This window comes from Paractinoplanes maris (assembly GCF_023544465.1).
Lineage (GTDB): Bacteria > Actinomycetota > Actinomycetes > Mycobacteriales > Micromonosporaceae > Actinoplanes > Actinoplanes maris.
This window is the reverse complement of the sequence record NZ_JALPVL010000007.1, coordinates 411,012-427,355: the sequence shown is the minus strand read 5'-3', so window position 1 is coordinate 427,355 and position 16,344 is coordinate 411,012. Positions and strand designations below refer to the sequence as shown.

The following is a 16,344-nucleotide window of genomic DNA, read 5'->3' as shown; positions in this document are numbered from 1 at the left end:
GCCCGCCAGCCGGCGAAACGATATCGCTGCTTGGCAGGCGACCCGCGACGAGGAGATCGCACCGCTGGCCAACGCCATGCTCGAGGATCTCACCGCGCTCGACGCCGCCGAAGACGCCGACGCGGACAGCCAGGCCAGTATCGCCAGATCGGACTACTCGTCCAACCGCACCTTGGCTCTCGTCCTGCTCGGCGGCGGGCTGCTCGTAGCGATCGGCCTCGGACGCCTGGTGGCTCGACAGATCGTCCGGGCCCTCAACAAGGTCAAGGACGTGTGTGAAGGGCTCGCTCATGGTGATCTGACGCGCACGTCCGGCCTCACCTCCAGGGATGAACCCGGGCAAATGGGTCAGGCGCTGGATTCGGCGATGGTGCGGCTCCGTCAGACAGTCTCCGCCATCGACAACTCTGCGGCCGCTGTGTCCGGTGCAGCTGACGAGATGTCCGGAATCACCGTGCAGATCGCGACGTCGGCGGATCAAACATCGACTCAAGCGCAGGCCGTATCGGCAGCCTCGGAACAGATTTCTCGCAGCGTCGACACAGTGTCGGCCGGCAGCGAACAAATGGGCGCCTCCATCCGTGAGATCTCACAGAACGCCAGCGAAGCAGCTCAAGTTGCCGGACAGGCCGTCGATCTGGCAGCAACGACGTCAACTACCATGAACAAGCTCGGCGAGTCATCACTGCAGATCGGCAACGTCATCAAGACGATCACTGCGATCGCCGAACAGACCAACCTTCTCGCGCTCAACGCCACCATCGAAGCCGCCCGGGCCGGTGAGGCCGGCAAGGGGTTCGCGGTCGTCGCATCCGAGGTCAAAGACCTCGCCCAGGAAACCGCCCGTGCCACCGAGGACATCTCCCGCCGCGTGGAAACCATTCAAGCCGATACCAGCGGCGCCGTTTTCGCCATCGAGGAGATCAGTCGCGTGATCGCCCGGATCAGCGACTTCCAGACCACGATCGCCTCCGCTGTGGAAGAGCAGACCGCAACAACGTCTGAGATGAATCGCAGCGTGTCCGAAGCCGCTACCGGCACCGGCGAGATCGCCCAGAACATCACCGGTGTGGCAGAGGCGGCTCGTCACACCAGTCAAAGTGTCCAACATTCACGTCAGGTCACCGACGGCCTTAGCCGCACCTCTGCCGAACTGTCGGAACTCGTTGCCGAATTTCGCTACTGAATAGTGTGTAAGGCGTCCTTCGGCTGGGTTTGGATGCCACGGGCGTGGCCCGGCACCCGCCGACCGTGTGAGCCACTCCATACGTACGTCGCCTCAAGCCGTTCTCCCGGTCGTCGATGGCTGCGGCGTGATGCTTCTTGGTAGGCGACCGTTGTGGCATTGGTGGTTACTGTGCGGTGGCTTGATGGGTGCCGTTTATCTGGCTCTTCCGTCAGACAACCCGTGGGCCTGGGGGCTCTACAACGTCATCGGGTTCGCCTCGGCCGCTGCCATCGTGATCGGGGTCCGGCGTAACCGGCCTCGCCGATCCGGACCGTGGTACTGGTTCGCGGCGGCGCTGGCCCTGTGGGCCGCCGGCGACGTCGTCTATCAGGTGCAGTTCTTCGTCTGGGACTGGCAGAGCTTCCCGGCCCCGGCCGACGGGCTCTACCTGCTGGCCTATCCGATGTTGGCGATCGGCGCCTTCCAGCTGATCAAGGGTCGTATCTCCGGCCGTGACCGGGCCGGCCTGCTCGACGCGGCCATCGTCTCCACCAGCCTGTCGCTGTTGTGCTGGTCGTTCCTGATGCGGCCGATCGCCGTCGACGAGTCCCTCAGCGTGCTCCAGCGGCTGGCCTCGCTCGCCTATCCGGCGGGCGATCTGTTGTTGCTGATCATGGTGGTGCGGTTGATCACCACGCCGGGAGCCCGCACCGCCAGTTACCGCCTGGTGATCGCGGGGCTCGTCGCCGAGTTGGTCAGCGACATCGGCTATGCGGTGGTGAACCTGTTCACCACCTACAGCGACGGCGTCCTCGACGCCGGCTGGATCGGCATGTACGTGCTGTTCGGCGCCGCGGCCCTGCATCCGTCGATGCGGGCCCTGTCGGAGATCGCGCCGGACCGGACGGAACGGTTCACCAGGAGCCGCCTCACCTTGCTGGCGGTCGCTTCGCTGCTGGCCCCCGTCGTCCTGACCGTGCAGGGTCTGACCACTCCGGCCAGCATCGACTGGCCGGCGATCGCGATCAGCTCGGTCGTGCTCTTCCTGCTGGTGCTCGCACGGATGGCCGGCCTGATCTCGCGGGTCCAGGACCAGGCGGCCCAGCTGCGCGCGCTGGCCCACAACGACGCGCTCACCGGGGTGCCGAACCGCCGGGCCTGGGACCTCGAGCTCAGCCGGGAGATGGCCAAAGCGGTCCGCAGCGGCGAGCCGGTCGCCGTCGCCCTGATGGACATCGACCACTTCAAGCGGTTCAACGACGCCCACGGCCACCCGGCCGGCGACCGGCTGCTCAAGGAGGCCGCGGCCGCCTGGCGCGACCAGCTGCGTACCGGGGACCTGCTGGCCCGCTACGGCGGCGAGGAGTTCGGGGTGGTGCTGGTCGGCCAGTCCCTGGAGACCGCGATCGCCGTTCTCGACCGGATGCGGGCGGTCACGCCGAGCGGGCAGAGCTTCTCGGCGGGTGTCGCGCTGTGGGACGGCCGGGAGATCCCGGAGCAACTCGTCGCCCGGGCGGACGAGGCGCTGTACCGGTCGAAGCACGACGGCCGCAACCGGGTCACCGCCGCCGTACCAGTCGCTGCAGCACGGGCCGGTGCAGCATGATCGAGCCGGGCGTGGGCTACCCCGCGTCGGTGCGGCGCGCGCGCTCGTGATGCCAGACGAACGCCAGCACCCCCAGATTCACGACGGCCGGAACGATCAGCGCAGGACCACCACCACCCCCGCCGGCGGTGCGGTCGACGACCAGCGAGCCACCCCCGGCCAGGAGTGAGTTGATGGTCGTCGCGACCACGTTGTTGGCGATGTGGAACGCCATCGCAGCCTCGAGACCGCGGGTGATCAACCCCATGAGGGCCGTGCAGGCCGAGAGGAACACGTAGTAGCCGAAGAGCCAGGGATCACTGGCCGCGTGCACGACGGCGAACGCGAGACTCGAGACGACCAGACCGGCGATGAACGCCGGCCGCACAGCATGGAACCACGACCCCACGGCGGGGAGCACCGCACCCCGGAACATGATCTCCTCACCGGCCGACTGGATCGGCGTGGAGAGGACCACGACGGCGAGCAATGCCACGGTGGTGCCGCTGAAGCCGAAGCCGACCCAGCCCGTCGCATCGGGCGCGGCGACCGCCACGACGGCGATGCCGGCCCCGACGAGCACGACCGAGCCGGCGAACGAGACCCCCAGACGCCGCGGATCGAAGCGTCGCGGGGAGCTGAAGACGCTGCGCCACGGCACCTGCGAGAACCGCGTAACCAGCACCACGGCGAGCAGCGCCGTCAGTCCGGTGCTGAGATTGGCCGCCAGCAGCTTCATCGGGGTGAGCGTCGACTCGAGCGGGTCGCCGTTCTCGACCAGACCGGCCAGCAGGTAGAACCCGAGCTGAACGACGAGCAGGGTCAGCGGGATCGCGGCGATGATGATCAGCGACTTCCACCACGGCATCCGGATGTGCGTCCCGAACGGACGCGTGTCATCGGCCGGACGCGAGGGTGATCCGTGGCCGAGACCGACTTCCCGCGCGACGGGGTTCATGGATGTCATGGCGAGTCTCTTTCTGGGCGGATGCTCTGCCGGTGAAGCACACACTGTGTTGCCGGAACACGGTCAAGCCCGGCGCTTACCGACCAGCAAGGCGCAGCGGCGAAGGTGAGCAGCGCCGTGCCGCGTTGCGTGATGGCCTCGGTGCCGGGGATCAACCGACGGCGGTGACGGTCAAGGCAGCCCCGCGCGGGCAGAGCAGATAGCCGGGCACACCCTGGCAGGCCTGCTCGGCGAGCCGGTCGACCGTGCCGAGGGAGGTCTGCCGGCCATCGGCCAGGTCAAGGCGATTCACGGCGGTGCGATCCTCGGGCTTTCCGGTCGCGCGCAGCAGGATCAGCGAACCGGACGGGCCGGCCACGAACGCCTCCTGGCCGCCGAGCGGACGGCCGATCGTGCGGCCGGTGGCGGCGTCGACCAGGACCGTCGTGGACGAGGCCAGATTGGCGGCGGCGGAGAGCAGCAGGCGGTCGGCGCCGAGGTCCCACACGAACCTCATGTCGTCGCGCCGCCAGATCTGACGACCGGTGGCGGGATCTCGGCCGGCCACACCGCGCACACCGGCCGTACAGATCAGCGGGCCGCAGCCGGTGACGGAGCCGATCAGCTCGTCGGATCGCCACAACCGGCGCAGGTCGGCCGCGCGGTAAATGGCGGCGGCGGTCTGGGCGGAGGCTGTGCGGATCACCACCAGCTGGTCGCCGACCGGGAAGAACGTCGCGGAATACACCCCGTTCCAGGGGATGCGGCTGCGATGGCGTACGGCACCGTCGTCGTAGCCGTAGACGGTGGCATCGCCGGTGGGGGTCACCGTGACGACCGAGGTAGGCCGGCCACCCTCCGTGACGGTTGTCCACTCCTCGGCCGGGGTGATCGACCGTCGCCACACCTGGTGGCCGTCCCGGAGCCCGACCAGGCGCAGGCCCGTGATGGCCCCCGACTGGCCGGTCTCGGCGAGCAGCACCCCCGAGCCGACCGACGACGGCGAGGAGGCGCCGGCGGACTGCCAGAGTCGCGTGCCGGTTGCCGCGTCGAGCGCGATCGTGCGGGGTCCCGGCGAAAACGCGGCCGAGCCGGGCGGCAACGGGCCGGTGGTCGCCAGCACGACGCCTCCGACGGGCCGCAGATCGTACGCGTCGCCGGTCGGCGTGCTCCATCGCAGGCGTCCGGTGTGCAGGTCGTAGGCGACAACCTCGGCCGGCCCGGAAGGACTGCTGCGATTCAGGTAGACGGTCCGGCCGTCCACGGCCACGGCGTCGCTCGGCTGCAACGCCGTCGTCCAGAGCGGCCGCACCAGGGGCGGTGCCGGCGGCGCCGAGGCGGTCATCGCGGCCAGGCCCACCGCGGTCAGAACGGCCAGCGCCAGCCGGCGCAGCCGCGGCAGGTTGACCGGCGCGGCAGCTGCCTCGGTGGCAGCCCCGGCGTTGCCGAGGTCGATCAGAGTCACCGCGCACGCGTCCGCATCTTGTCAGCAAGATAGCTCGCCGGCGCGGTGACGTGCACTTTCGCTCGGGCTCGCCGCAGGGAGATGCCGTGAGCCGGCGTCCATTTCCGGTCGATGACGGTGGACGCCGGCTCGGATGGCGTCAGGCGACGATGATGACCGTCTTGCCGGGCAGCTTGCCGCCGGCCGAGGCCTGGTGAACCGCGGGGAGGTCCTGCATCGGGCGCCGGTCGACGACGTGCAGCTTCAGGACACCGTCGTCGACGCGCGAGACCAGGTCGGCCAGGTGGGACGCATCCGGGCTGACCCACACAGCGGCCGTGCGCACCGAGCGGGCATCGTCGGCCGGGACCGGACCGGCGGAGCTGACGACGATGCCGCCGTCGGCCACGTACGGGGTCAGCTTCGCGAGGTCGCCGGGGCCGAACCGCACGTGGTTGACCACCACGTCGAAGGGGCCGCCCACCGCGGCCGGCCCTGCGTCGAGGTCCAGCGGGCCGACGACCTGAGCCGCACCGTAGCCGATCAAGCGGTCGGTGTGCTGCGGCCCGTCGACGGCGGTCACCTTCGCACCGGCCTGGACGGCAAGCTGGACCACGAGGCTGCCGACCGCGCCGCCCGCTCCGTTGACGAGCACGGTCTGACCGGTCGTGATTCCCGCGAGCTCGACCGACGCCTGGCGCGCGGCCAGGCCGGTCAGAGGCAGGGCGGCGGCGTCGGTCAGCGTGATGCTGCGAGGCGCCGCGGTGACCAGATCGGCGGCGACGACCGCGTACTCGGCGGTCCCGCCGTGCTCGTTCAGCGGCAGCATGGCGATGACCTGGTCGCCCACCTGTAGGCCGCCGACCCCGTCGCCCAGCTCGGCGACGGTGCCGGCGACGTCGAGACCAGGGGTGACCGGCAGCGTGGTGGGGATCGCGGCGGCGAGCACGCCGAGCCGGATGTGGTCGTCGACCGGGTTGAACGAGGTGGCCGCCACCTTCAGCAGCACCTGGCCGGCGCCGGGAGCTGGGCGCTCCACCTCTTCATGGCGTAGCACCTCGGTGCTGCCGAACTCGTGGTAACGGATGGCCTTCACGACATTCTCCTCATGGTGTTGGCGCGGCGGATTCGTCGCGACACTTGCCTAGGCAAGTTAGAAGGACTGTCGCTCACTTGCCTAGGCAAGTCAAGAGGGGCGTCATCACAGAGCCGTTCTCAGGGGCCGGCGAGTGGTTGAGGTTGCCCAGGCAAGTAAGGTCGGTTCATGACCGACTCGCCCCAGTGGCTCGACGACGAGCAGCAGCAGCTGTGGCAGGACCTGCTCACCGTGGTCATCGCGCTGCCCACGCTGCTGGATCGTCAGATGCAGCGGGACGGGGGGATCTCGAACTTCGAATACAGCGTGATGGCCCGGCTGTCCATGACCGAGTCGCGCACGATGCGGCTGAGCGACCTGGCCGCGCAGTGCAACAGCACGCTGCCCCGGTTGTCCAAGCTGATGGTCCGGTTCGAGCAGCAGGGATGGATCATCCGCCACCCCGACCCGGACAACGGCCGATACACCCGTGCGACCCTGACCGACCTCGGTCTGCGGAAGGTCTCCGACAGCGCCCCGGCTCACGTCGATCAGGTGAGGCGGCTGGTGTTCGACCCGCTCAGCCGGGCACAGCAGCGCCACCTCGGTGCCGCCCTGGCCCGCATCGCCGCACCGGTACGCGAGCAACTCGCGGCCGGCGAGAGGCGTCAGGCGTCGTCCCCGATGCCCCTCGGCGAACAGTGATTCGACGCAGGGGCGACTGGCTCGCAGCGTCGCGCCGGGGTCAGCGGCGGGGTTCCCACCGGAACAGCCGCAGGGCGAGCACGACGGCCACGACGACCCAGCCGAACGTCGGACCCAGCAGCGGCAGCGAATCGGAGAGTGGCACGCCGCCGTTCCAGGTGTTCACGATGAGTTCGGTGGCCGACCCGCCGGGCAGCAAACGTTTGAGCAGGGTGAGGCTTTCCGTGCCGGTGATGCCGACCCAGCTGGTCACGGCGATGGTCACCAGGCTGATCGGCAGCGTGGTGACCTGAGCCTGCTCGGGTGAGCCGGTCAGTCCGGCGGTGGCCAGGGCGAGGGCCAGCATCATGGCGAAAGTCGCCAGGATGGCCACGACGAGGAGGGCGACATCGGCCGGGCGGCCACTCACCCCGGCGAAAACCCCGAGGATGACCACCACCTGGACGAGGGCGGTGAGGGCGACCGGCAGGGTCAGGCCGGACAGGATCGCCGCGTCGCCGGCCGCGGTGGAGCGCAGCCGCTTGAGGAAGAGGTCCTGCCGACGGGCGGACAGGGTGGTGACCGCCGTGGTGTAGAGGCTGAACGCGCCGACGGTGAAGACGAGAACCGCGGCGATGTAACCCAGGCTGCCGATCTCGGTGAACGTGTCCCGGCTGTAGATGAAGAACGCGGCGACCGCCAACGGCATGATGAGGTTGGAGATCAACACGGCACGGTTGCGGAAGATCTGGGCGAGTTCGCTGTATGCGATGGGAAGCATGTCGTTGCCTTCAGCGTGTCGGGGTGGGGACCGGGTCGGTCTCGATGGCGCGGAAGACGTCGTCCAGCCGGGTCGGCGCGGCCGAGAGCCCGTGCAGGTCGACGTCGTGCAGATCGGCCCAGTCGAGCAGCCGCTTCAGATCCGCCTGCAGTTCGAAGGTCTCGATCTGGTACGCCGGGCCGGCCGGCCCGGTGGTGCCGAAGGGCGGTACGGGAGCGCCGGGTGAGAGCGAGAACTGGATCGCGGCCGGCAGTGTCCGGGTCAGCTCGGGCACCGTGCCCTGGCTGCGGAGAGTGCCCTGGTGCATGAGCCCGATGCGGTCGGCGTACTGCTGCGCCTCTTCGAGGTAGTGCGTCGTCAGGATGACGGTCGAACCGTTGTCGCGCAGTTCCCCCACGGCCGCCCACAGGGCGTCCCGTGACTGGATGTCCAGCCCCGTGGTGGGCTCGTCCAGGAAGATCAGCTCCGGCCGCCCGTAGACGGCGGTGGCGAAGTCGAGTCGCCTCTTCTCGCCCCCGGACATCTGCCCGACCCTGGTCGCGGCCTTGTGCGTGAGGCCGACGATGCCCAGGACGCGGTCGACCGAATCGGAGCGGCCCGACAGCCGGCCGATCAGCCGGACGGACTCCGCGGCGGTGAGGTCGGCCGAGAACCCACTTTCCTGCAGCATGATCCCCATCCGGGGCCGCACCGCGCGCCGGTCCGCCGGACTCGTGCCGAAGACCTGGACGGTGCCCGACGACGCCTTCCGATGCCCCTCGATGACCTCCAGGGCCGAGGTCTTGCCGGCTCCGTTGGTGCCGAGCAGGGCGTACAGCTCACCCTGCTCGACCCGGAAGGTCAGATCCTTGACGGCCTGGAATTCACCGTACGAGACGTTCAGCCGGTCTACTTCGACAGCGGGTGAGGACGGTGCGCGGGATGTCTCCGCTTGCTCCACGTCGGTTCTGCCTTCCCTGAATGGTCGTCCTTGATCCGGCCCGTTCGTCCGGCGTGAACCAGTGCAGACCGTGTTCTCGCCACACAGTCAAGACAGCCGGGCCCACGTCTCCGTCGTCTTGACCGTGTGGCGACGACAGGGTTTCCACTGGGTCCGTCCAGTCATGAGTGGGGGAGTCAGATGCGAAGAACCTTGTCGGCCGTGCTCGTCTCAGCGATCGCGGCGATGTCGCTGGTTTCTGTCGGGGCCTCTCAAGCTGCGGCGCAGAGCCGCCTGCGGTGGGGTCCGTGTCCGGCCGACAGTGCGCTGCCCGGGCTGGAATGCGCAACGGTTCAAGTCCCCCTGGACTACCGGAAGCCGCAGGGGCGGCAACTCGACGTGGCGGTCTCCCGGTTGCCGAGCAAGGACCCGTCGCAGCGCCGGGGCGTGCTGCTGACCAACCCGGGCGGCCCGGGTGCCGGCGGACTGAGCTATCCCGGCCTGCTGGCCAGTGACCTGACACCGCGGCCTCTGCCCGAAAGCGTCCGGGACCGGTACGACGTGATCGGGTTCGACCCCCGCGGCGTCGGCCACAGCACGCCGGTGACCTGCGACGTGACGCCGGAGCAGATCGCCCGGCGAAATCTCCCGTACCCGGATGACGCGGCCGACGTGCTGAGGGACGCCCGGATCGCCCAGGCGATCGCCCGGCAGTGTGCGACGTCGGAGACGGCCGCGCTGCTGCCCCACATCACCACCGCGAACACTGCCCGCGACATGGACCGGATCCGCGAAGCGCTGGGCGAGCCGAAGATCTCCTACCTCGGTACGTCGTACGGCACCTACCTCGGTGCGGTCTACACGACGATGTTCCCTCAGCGCAGTGACCGCTTCGTGCTCGACAGCAACCTGGGGCCGGGCGGGTACGACCGTACTGCCCACCAGCGGTTCGGCCGCGGCATGGAGGATCGGTTCCCGGACTTCGCGAAGTTCGCGGCCGCCAATCCGCAGTACGGGCTCGGTACCACGCCGAAGCAGGTGCGCGCCAAGTTCTTCGAACTCGCCGCCCGGCTGGAGAAGACGCCCGTGCAGGGAATCAACGGCTCACTGTTCCGCGGAACCACGTTCGACCTCCTCTACACCGACACGGGCATGTCCGTGCTGGCCGCGGTCTGGAAGGCGCTCGACACGAACCAGCCGCTGCCTCCCGAGCCGCCGCTGGGCGACATCGACAACTCGATCTCCAGCCGTCTCCACGTGATCTGCGGTGATTCCCGCTGGCCGCGCTCGGTCCGCACCTACCAGCGCGACGTCGCGGTCCAACGGGTCAGGCATCCGTTGATCGGGGCGGCCGCGGCCAACATCGGGCCGTGCGCGTTCTGGCCGTCCCCGGTCGAACGGCCGGTGCGCATCGGTGACCGCGGGCCGTCCAATGTGCTTCTGGTGCAGAACTCTCGTGATCCCGGGACCCCGCTGGTCGGCGCCCGCGAGCTCCGGAAGGCCTTCGGTGACCGGGCCCGGATGGTCACGGCCGACCAGGGCGGCCATGGCGCGTATCTGCTGTTCGCCGCGAACATGTGCGCCAACAACACGGTGACCGCGTTTCTCACCACCGGACACCGCCCGCGTCACGACGTCACGTGCGCGGCCGAGCCCCGCTGACCACCCGTCCGCCCTCGCCGAACGAGGCTGGTAGCCGGAACGCATCATCCGCACGGTCACAGGAGGAGCGTCGGGCTCCTCCTGTGACTCGGGCGGGCTTACCGGTAGGTGATGTCGCTCTGGCTGACCTTGCAGTTGGCGTCGTTCCAGCCGGCGCCGAGGTACTTGGGCTCGCTGCCCTTGGCGACGCCCTGGTACTTGCCGCAGACGGTGGCGCTCGAGCTGTTGGTGAGGGTGACGCGGGTGATGGTGGCCGTGTCACCCCAGTTGGAGTTGATGCCGGCGACCATGTCGATGTCGTTCAGCAGCACGTTGTCGATCTTGACGTGGCGGGTGTACGAACTGGTGCAGTTGCCACAGCCGCGGTACAGCTTGCCGGAGCCGCTCAGGTAGAAGCCGGAGATGCTGACCGTGCCGTTGCCGTTGTGCTGGAACGTCTTGTCGCTGCCGTTGCGGGCGCCGCCGCCGATGACGTAGCTGGTGCCGTTGCCGGTGCCCTTGAAGGTGGCGGCGTCCTCGCCGATGTCGTTCCACCAGACGTTGCGGATGGTGCAGGTGCCCTCGCAGTGCACGCCGTCGCCGGCCGGGGAGCCGAGGATGACGTTCTGCAGGGTGCCACCGTTGGCGATCTTGAACATCGGGTCCTGCGACTCGTTCTGCGAGCCGTCACCGATGCAGCAGTACGTCTTCATGCCACCGTCGAAGGTGCCCGAGACGTTGACCGTGCCGGAGATGCTCACCGAACCGGCCGAGGACGGCCAGGCGCCGGTCGGTGTGCCGCCGGCCGGAGGGGTGGTCGGAGGGCTGGTCGGGGGGCTGGTCGGGGGGCTGGTCGGGGTCGGTCCGGTGGTCGGGGTCGTGCCGCCACCACCGCCGTACGTCTCGAACTCGGCGATGCGCGGTGCGCCGGACGCGCTCGTGATGTCGAAGGTGAGTTTCTTCAGCGACGTCGAGGCGAACGAGATCGTGCTCGGACTGCCGTTACCGCTGGTCAGCACGGCGCCGGTGTCGCCGTTGAGCACCCGCCAGGCGCTGATCGAGCCACCGCCCGAACTCTGCTTGATGATGGCCGAGGAGACCGCGGTGGCACTGCTCCACTTGACCGAGACGTAGCCGGTGGCACTGGCCGGTGACCAGTAGGTGCCGGTGTTCGCGTCCTTGACGTTGCCGTAGCTGGTACCACTGGCCTTGCTCGAGCCGTCGGCGCCGCCGCCCAGGCTCAGGTTGTCGGCCGCGAGGGCCTGGGTGGCCGGCAGTGTCATCACGATCGCGGCGGCGGTGATCGCGGTGGCGGCCCCGGCCGACCACCGTAGGGCGACTGATCGTTTCACTTTGTCTCACTTCCATCGTCGGGGATGTGTCGCGCGCCCCTCCCCACGACAGGAAAGCGCTTACCTCCGGACGATAGGCATCTGTAGATATCAATACAAGGAGTTGCAAGATTTGCATTTCGGCGGCTCGCCGGCCACCACTTCCGCCGGCGCGTGCCCGTCCGGAGCCGCGTGCCGGCAGAAGCGATTCCTTCGCGGGCTCGCTGAGGTCTACATGTTGTGATCCTCGGCCCGCTCGCCGGGAGTCGTGCACGACCTGCCATGTTCAGACCGAGAGGATGTTCGCTGATGACTCTTCCCACGGCAATGCGCGCGCTGCAGCAGATGTCTCTGAACGGGCCGCAGGACATGCGCCTGATCACGGACGCGGCGGTGCCGAGGCCCGGCTCGGGTGAGGTCCTGGTTCGGGTCGTCGCTGCCGGCGTCAACTTCGCTGACATCTCGAAATCGCGGGGTACGTTCCGGGACGGCCCGACGCCCCCGTACTTGGCTGGTTTCGAGGCTGCCGGCGAAATCGTCGCGGTCGGTGCCGCGGTGGCCACGGAGCTGGTGGGAACCTTCGTCGTCGGTGTCGGCGAGGGCACCTTCGCCGAGAATGCGGTGTTCCCCGCGGCCGGGGTGATGCCGGTGCCGCCTGGCTGGACCGCGGTCGAGGCGCTGGGGTTGCTGGTGAACGCGGTCACGGCGCTCGCGGTGCTCAAGCCCGTCGGCGGTCTGGCCGCGACGCAGACGGTCCTGATTCACGCCGCCGCGGGTGCGACCGGACAGGTGGCGGTCACGGTGGCCAAGCACTACGGGGCGACGGTCATCGCCACTGCTTCACCCGGCAAGCACGAGGTGGTACGAGCGTCAGGTGCCGATCACGTGCTCGACTCCGTCGGCGGTGACATCGTTTCCGAGGTGCGGCGGTTGACCGGCGGCGTCGGTGCCGATCTGGTGCTGGAGTCGGCCGGAGGGCTCACCTTCGAGGCCAGCCTGGCTGCGGCCAAGCGGGTGACAGGTCGGGTGGTCATCTACGGCTTGGCCGGCGGCGAGGCTTCGTTGACCAACTGGGACCTGGTGTACCGGCATCAGGTCCACCTGGCCGGCTTCAATCTCGGAACGCTGATCCAGGCAACACCACAGATATTCGGTGCCCTGATGGGCGAACTGTCCGCCCTCATCGCAGCTGGAGTCCTGACTGCCGGTCGGCCCACAACGTACGAGTTGACCGACGGACCGAAAGCGCTCGGGGAACTGGAAGACAGGGCCACGATCGGAAAATTGGCGCTGTTGCCGTGAGAAGCCTGCCGGCCCGGGCCGTCCCCATGGTGGTCACTAGGCTCGTCGCGTGACCTCGCACCTACGCCTGACGTCGGACCAGGACCGGTTCACATCCGAGACCGAGCGGTTCCGCCGGGAGTTGCTGGCGCACTGCTACCGCATGGTCGGATCGGTGCACGACGCCGAGGACCTGGTGCAGGAAACCTTCCTCCGGGCCTGGCGGTCCTACTCCCGGTACGAGGGCCGGGCGTCGATCCGGTCCTGGCTCTATGCGATCGCCACCAATGTGTGCCTGACAGCGTTGAAACCGCGCCCGATTCGCGTTCTACCCTCAGGGCTGGTGCCACCCAACGAGGGCGCCGATCGTCCGCCTCGGTCCTTGGCAAAGGGCGAGGTCTCGTGGTTGGAACCCATTCCGGACACGAGGATCGGTGCGTCCGAACACGACCCGGCCGAGGTGGTGATCGCCCGCGAATCGATCCGGCTCGCACTCGTCGCCAGCCTGCAGCACCTTCCCTCCCGGCAACGCGCGATTCTCGTCCTGCGCGAAGTGCTGAACTTCTCAGCCGCTGAGACCGCGGACATCCTCGACACCACCACTGCCGCGGTCAAGAGCGGACTCCAGCGCGCCCGGGCTCGGCTGGACGAGAGGGATCCCACTCCCACCGAATTGCTCGAGCCGAGCGACGAACGGGCTCGCGCGCTATTGGCCAGCTACATCGCGGCTTTCGAGCGCTCTGACGTTCGTCTCCTGCAACATGTGCTGCGCGCCGACGCCACCCTGGAGGCGACGCCTTTCCGAGACTGGCAGTCGGGCCGGACAATGTGCCTCCAGGTGCTCGACACGTATGTCCTCGGCTCACCCGGCGACTGGAGGATGATCGCGACCACCGCCAACGGCCAGCCGGCTGCGGTGGTCTACCGCCTGGACTCGAGCGGCACCTACTCCGCCGACGGCGTCGTCGTGCTGACGGCGACCTCCACCGGCATCTCGCGAGTGACCAAGTTCCATGATCCTGTCCTCGCGGCGACGTTCGGTTTTCCGCTCACACTGAAGGAGTAGCCGGCCGCGTGTGATCGAGGGCGTTCGACCGTCCGTGCGAGCCCCCGAGGGTCAGCTTCCGGCCACGGTGATGATCAGTTTGCCGCCCTTCGGGCGCTGCTCGCGCTCCAGTTCGGTCAGGGCGGGAATCGCCTCGGCCAACGGGACCGTACGGACTATGGGCAGGCGCAGGGCCCGGGCCACCTCATCCAGGTCGGCGGTCACCGGCCGGCCCATCGTCGCCCGGAACGGTCCGGGCAGGGCGCTTCTGATCATTTTGACCGGAGTCGGGACGATGTCGACGATGGTTCCGCCCGGCTTCAGCAGCGTCCGGGCGGCGGCGAAGGGAAGCATGCCGGGCGTGTCGAAGACCAGATCGAAGCGTCCCGCGAGGGCAGCCGGGTCGAAGCCGAAACCCACGACCGGTTCGACGCCGAGCTCGCGGGCCTCGTCGGCCGCGGTGTCGCGGCAGCTGCCGGCGACCGAGGCTCCCCGCGCCCGGGCGAACTGGACGGCGGCCCGGCCCACCCCGCCCAGGCACCCGTTGACGAAGACCGCCTGCCCGGGCCGGGCCTTCGCCATGACCTGGTAGGCGGTCAAGCCCACGGTCGGCAGCGCGGCGGCCTGCTCGTACGAGAGGTCCACCGGTTTCAGCACGACCGACTTCACCGGGGCCACCACCATCTCGGCGAACGCCCCCGCCTGCCGTAACCGAGCCCCACCGAGTACCGCGTCGCCGGACTTCAAGCGGGTGACACCGGCGCCGACGGCCTCGATGACTCCGGCGAAGTCGTGCCCCATCGCCCGGGGAAAGGAGCGACCAGTCATCAGCTTCATCTCGCCGTTGCGCATCTTCCAGTCCAGCGGGTTGGAGGCCGCCGCCCGGACGCGGACGAGAACCTCGTTCGGACCCGGCCGTGGTGGCTCGAAGTCCGCGAGCCGCATCACCTCCGGGCCGCCGTAGCGGTGGTACTGGAGGCGCTTCACGAGGCGTATTCGGTTGAGATCTCGGTGGCGTAGTTCTTCCACAGCGGTTTCATGGTCTCGGCGTTGACCGGCTGCCCGGAATCGATCATGGCCTTGAAGTCGCGGAAGTACTGCACGTACAGATCCGGCGTGAACGTGTTGAGCATGACCGCGTTCTCGTCGCCGACGTTGGCGAACGTGTGCGGCGCCCCGGTCGGCACGATGACCCAGGTGCCCGGCCCGGCGTCGTACTGCTCCTCGCCGACGGTGAACCGGAACGTTCCGGCCAGCACGTAGAAGCCTTCGTCGTGCTGGGCGTGGCGGTGCTGCAACGGGCTCGGGGTGCCCGGTGGAATGGTGACCTCGGCGAACCCCAGCCGGTGGTCGGTGTGCTCGCCGTTCTCCAGGATGCGGATCCGCTGCGCCCCGCTGCCGAGGATCTCGCCCTCACCGGGGCGGACGATGTTCACCTTCGCCACGACTTTCTCCCTTGCTATTGCCGGCCTTGGTGACCACCATCCTGTTCCGGGCCGGCTGGGCGCGTCCTGGTCGTCCGTGCACGGTTGCTGGTTGTCAGTGCGCGGGCGTTGTAGCCGTACGTCGTCTTGAAGAGCTTGCTGAAATGGGTGGGATCGGAGAATCCCCACCGGGCGGCCACGGCGGTGACCGTACGTCCGCTTCCGGCGAGCTCGGCCCGGCAGCGTTCCAGGCGGCGACGGCGGATCAGGGCCGCGACGGTGAGCGGTTGATCCTCGAACAGCTTGTGCAGCCGGCGTACGGAGATGTGGTGCGCGGCGGCGATGCCGGGCGGGGACAGATCGGGATCGGCCAACCGGGCCTCGATGTAGCCGGCGATCCGGTTCCGCAGCCTCTCGTCCGGGGCCGGTTGCTCGTCGCCCAGCCGGGCCTCCAGGGCGACCGCGATCAGCTCGATGACGGCGCCCGCGGACCGCAGCGCCTCCGCCTCGCGGAACTCGGTCGCCGACCGCGCCGACTCCCGGGCCAGCACGGAGACCAGAGCACCTGGACCGTGGCTGCCGTCGATGCGTTGGCCGATGAGCCGGTCGATCTGCGCGGGCCGCAGCCGAAGCTCCCGGCGCGGAACCAGGACGGTGACGTGCGTCGCGGCGGTGCTCTCGAATTGCAGCGTACGCGTGGGATCGAGCAGCACCAGGTCGGCCGGCCCGAGTTCGGCGTGACCGCGCCCCTGCTCGATCCGCGTCCGGCCTCGGGTCATCACCTTGATCGCCAGGTTCTCGCCGTCGGAGGCGTCGCGCTGCCGCCCGACACAGGAACTCGCGGGTGTGTCGAGGGAGATCAGTCGCAGCGGCCCGAGGTCACGGGTGACGATCCGGCCCCGGAATCCGGCCCCGGCCAGCTTGTTGACCAGCGGCGGGAACCCGCTGGCGGCCAGCTCGTCCTGGAACGTCTCAAGGTTGCCGATCACCGCTCAACGATAGCGGCGCCTTCCGGCCGTC

The 16,344-nt window shown here is 68.9% G+C and carries 15 protein-coding genes; 6 read left to right on the top strand and 9 right to left on the bottom strand.

Annotated features, from left to right (window positions below):
- The first annotated feature begins 76 nt into the window (after nucleotides 1-76).
- On the top strand, nucleotides 77-1,186 hold the full coding sequence (locus NAG42_RS22455; protein WP_308201170.1) for a methyl-accepting chemotaxis protein: 1,110 nt from the start codon (nucleotides 77-79) through the stop codon (nucleotides 1,184-1,186).
- Nucleotides 1,187-1,370: 184 nt separating this feature from the next.
- Nucleotides 1,371-2,774, top strand: a complete 1,404-nt coding sequence (locus tag NAG42_RS22450) for a GGDEF domain-containing protein (protein ID WP_250032746.1) — start codon at nucleotides 1,371-1,373, stop codon at nucleotides 2,772-2,774.
- Between the two features lie 16 nt (nucleotides 2,775-2,790).
- Here NAG42_RS22450 and NAG42_RS22445 read toward each other — a convergent pair whose 3' ends face one another.
- The 3 genes from NAG42_RS22445 to NAG42_RS22435 all read right to left on the bottom strand — a co-directional run bounded on the left by NAG42_RS22445 (nucleotide 2,791) and on the right by NAG42_RS22435 (nucleotide 6,239).
- Nucleotides 2,791-3,720: a CPBP family intramembrane glutamic endopeptidase gene (locus tag NAG42_RS22445; protein WP_250032745.1), complete on the bottom strand. Its 930-nt coding sequence runs from the start codon at nucleotides 3,718-3,720 to the stop codon at nucleotides 2,791-2,793.
- Nucleotides 3,721-3,871: 151 nt separating this feature from the next.
- Nucleotides 3,872-5,164 (bottom strand): outer membrane protein assembly factor BamB family protein, encoded by a 1,293-nt coding sequence (locus NAG42_RS22440; RefSeq protein WP_250032744.1) that lies wholly within the window; start codon nucleotides 5,162-5,164, stop codon nucleotides 3,872-3,874.
- Between the two features lie 139 nt (nucleotides 5,165-5,303).
- Nucleotides 5,304-6,239: an NADP-dependent oxidoreductase gene (locus tag NAG42_RS22435; RefSeq protein ID WP_250032743.1), complete on the bottom strand. Its 936-nt coding sequence runs from the start codon at nucleotides 6,237-6,239 to the stop codon at nucleotides 5,304-5,306.
- A gap of 168 nt (nucleotides 6,240-6,407) precedes the next feature.
- Between NAG42_RS22435 and NAG42_RS22430 the strand changes: the two genes are divergently transcribed.
- The gene (locus tag NAG42_RS22430) at nucleotides 6,408-6,923 is read left to right on the top strand and encodes a MarR family winged helix-turn-helix transcriptional regulator (RefSeq protein WP_250032742.1); all 516 of its coding nucleotides are present in this window, start codon (nucleotides 6,408-6,410) and stop codon (nucleotides 6,921-6,923) included.
- A gap of 40 nt (nucleotides 6,924-6,963) precedes the next feature.
- Here the strand turns inward: NAG42_RS22430 and NAG42_RS22425 are convergent, their stop codons facing one another.
- Nucleotides 6,964-7,683 carry an ABC transporter permease gene (locus NAG42_RS22425; protein ID WP_250032740.1) on the bottom strand — a complete coding sequence of 240 codons (720 nt, stop codon included), beginning with the start codon at nucleotides 7,681-7,683 and terminating at the stop codon, nucleotides 6,964-6,966.
- Between the two features lie 10 nt (nucleotides 7,684-7,693).
- A complete protein-coding gene (locus tag NAG42_RS22420) occupies nucleotides 7,694-8,623 on the bottom strand; it encodes an ABC transporter ATP-binding protein (RefSeq protein ID WP_250032739.1) in 930 nt (309 codons plus the stop codon).
- A gap of 180 nt (nucleotides 8,624-8,803) precedes the next feature.
- Between NAG42_RS22420 and NAG42_RS22415 the strand changes: the two genes are divergently transcribed.
- Nucleotides 8,804-10,264, top strand: coding sequence for an alpha/beta hydrolase (locus tag NAG42_RS22415; RefSeq protein ID WP_250032738.1), 1,461 nt, complete (start codon nucleotides 8,804-8,806; stop codon nucleotides 10,262-10,264).
- A 98-nt stretch (nucleotides 10,265-10,362) separates the two neighbouring features.
- Here the strand turns inward: NAG42_RS22415 and NAG42_RS22410 are convergent, their stop codons facing one another.
- Entirely contained in the window at nucleotides 10,363-11,595 is a 1,233-nt protein-coding gene (locus NAG42_RS22410) for a pectate lyase (RefSeq protein WP_250032737.1), read from the bottom strand.
- A gap of 288 nt (nucleotides 11,596-11,883) precedes the next feature.
- Here NAG42_RS22410 and NAG42_RS22405 point away from each other — a divergent pair, with 288 nt between their 5' ends.
- Both NAG42_RS22405 and NAG42_RS22400 read left to right on the top strand, forming a co-directional pair.
- A complete protein-coding gene (locus NAG42_RS22405; RefSeq protein ID WP_250032736.1) occupies nucleotides 11,884-12,876 on the top strand; it encodes a zinc-binding dehydrogenase in 993 nt (330 codons plus the stop codon).
- A gap of 49 nt (nucleotides 12,877-12,925) precedes the next feature.
- Nucleotides 12,926-13,921, top strand: a complete 996-nt coding sequence (locus tag NAG42_RS22400; RefSeq protein WP_250032735.1) for a sigma-70 family RNA polymerase sigma factor — start codon at nucleotides 12,926-12,928, stop codon at nucleotides 13,919-13,921.
- 51 nt (nucleotides 13,922-13,972) lie between these two features.
- Here NAG42_RS22400 and NAG42_RS22395 read toward each other — a convergent pair whose 3' ends face one another.
- The 3 genes from NAG42_RS22395 to NAG42_RS22385 are packed head-to-tail and all read right to left on the bottom strand — an operon-like array spanning nucleotide 13,973 to nucleotide 16,313.
- Nucleotides 13,973-14,887, bottom strand: coding sequence for an NADP-dependent oxidoreductase (locus NAG42_RS22395; RefSeq protein WP_250032734.1), 915 nt, complete (start codon nucleotides 14,885-14,887; stop codon nucleotides 13,973-13,975).
- Nucleotides 14,884-15,345: a cupin domain-containing protein gene (locus NAG42_RS22390; protein WP_250032732.1), complete on the bottom strand. Its 462-nt coding sequence runs from the start codon at nucleotides 15,343-15,345 to the stop codon at nucleotides 14,884-14,886. The genes NAG42_RS22395 and NAG42_RS22390 overlap by 4 nt, the downstream gene beginning before the upstream one ends.
- Before the next feature lie 14 nt (nucleotides 15,346-15,359).
- Complete coding sequence (locus NAG42_RS22385) at nucleotides 15,360-16,313, bottom strand: helix-turn-helix domain-containing protein (RefSeq protein WP_250032731.1); 954 nt, start codon at nucleotides 16,311-16,313, stop codon at nucleotides 15,360-15,362.
- Between the last annotated feature and the right edge of the window lie 31 nt (nucleotides 16,314-16,344).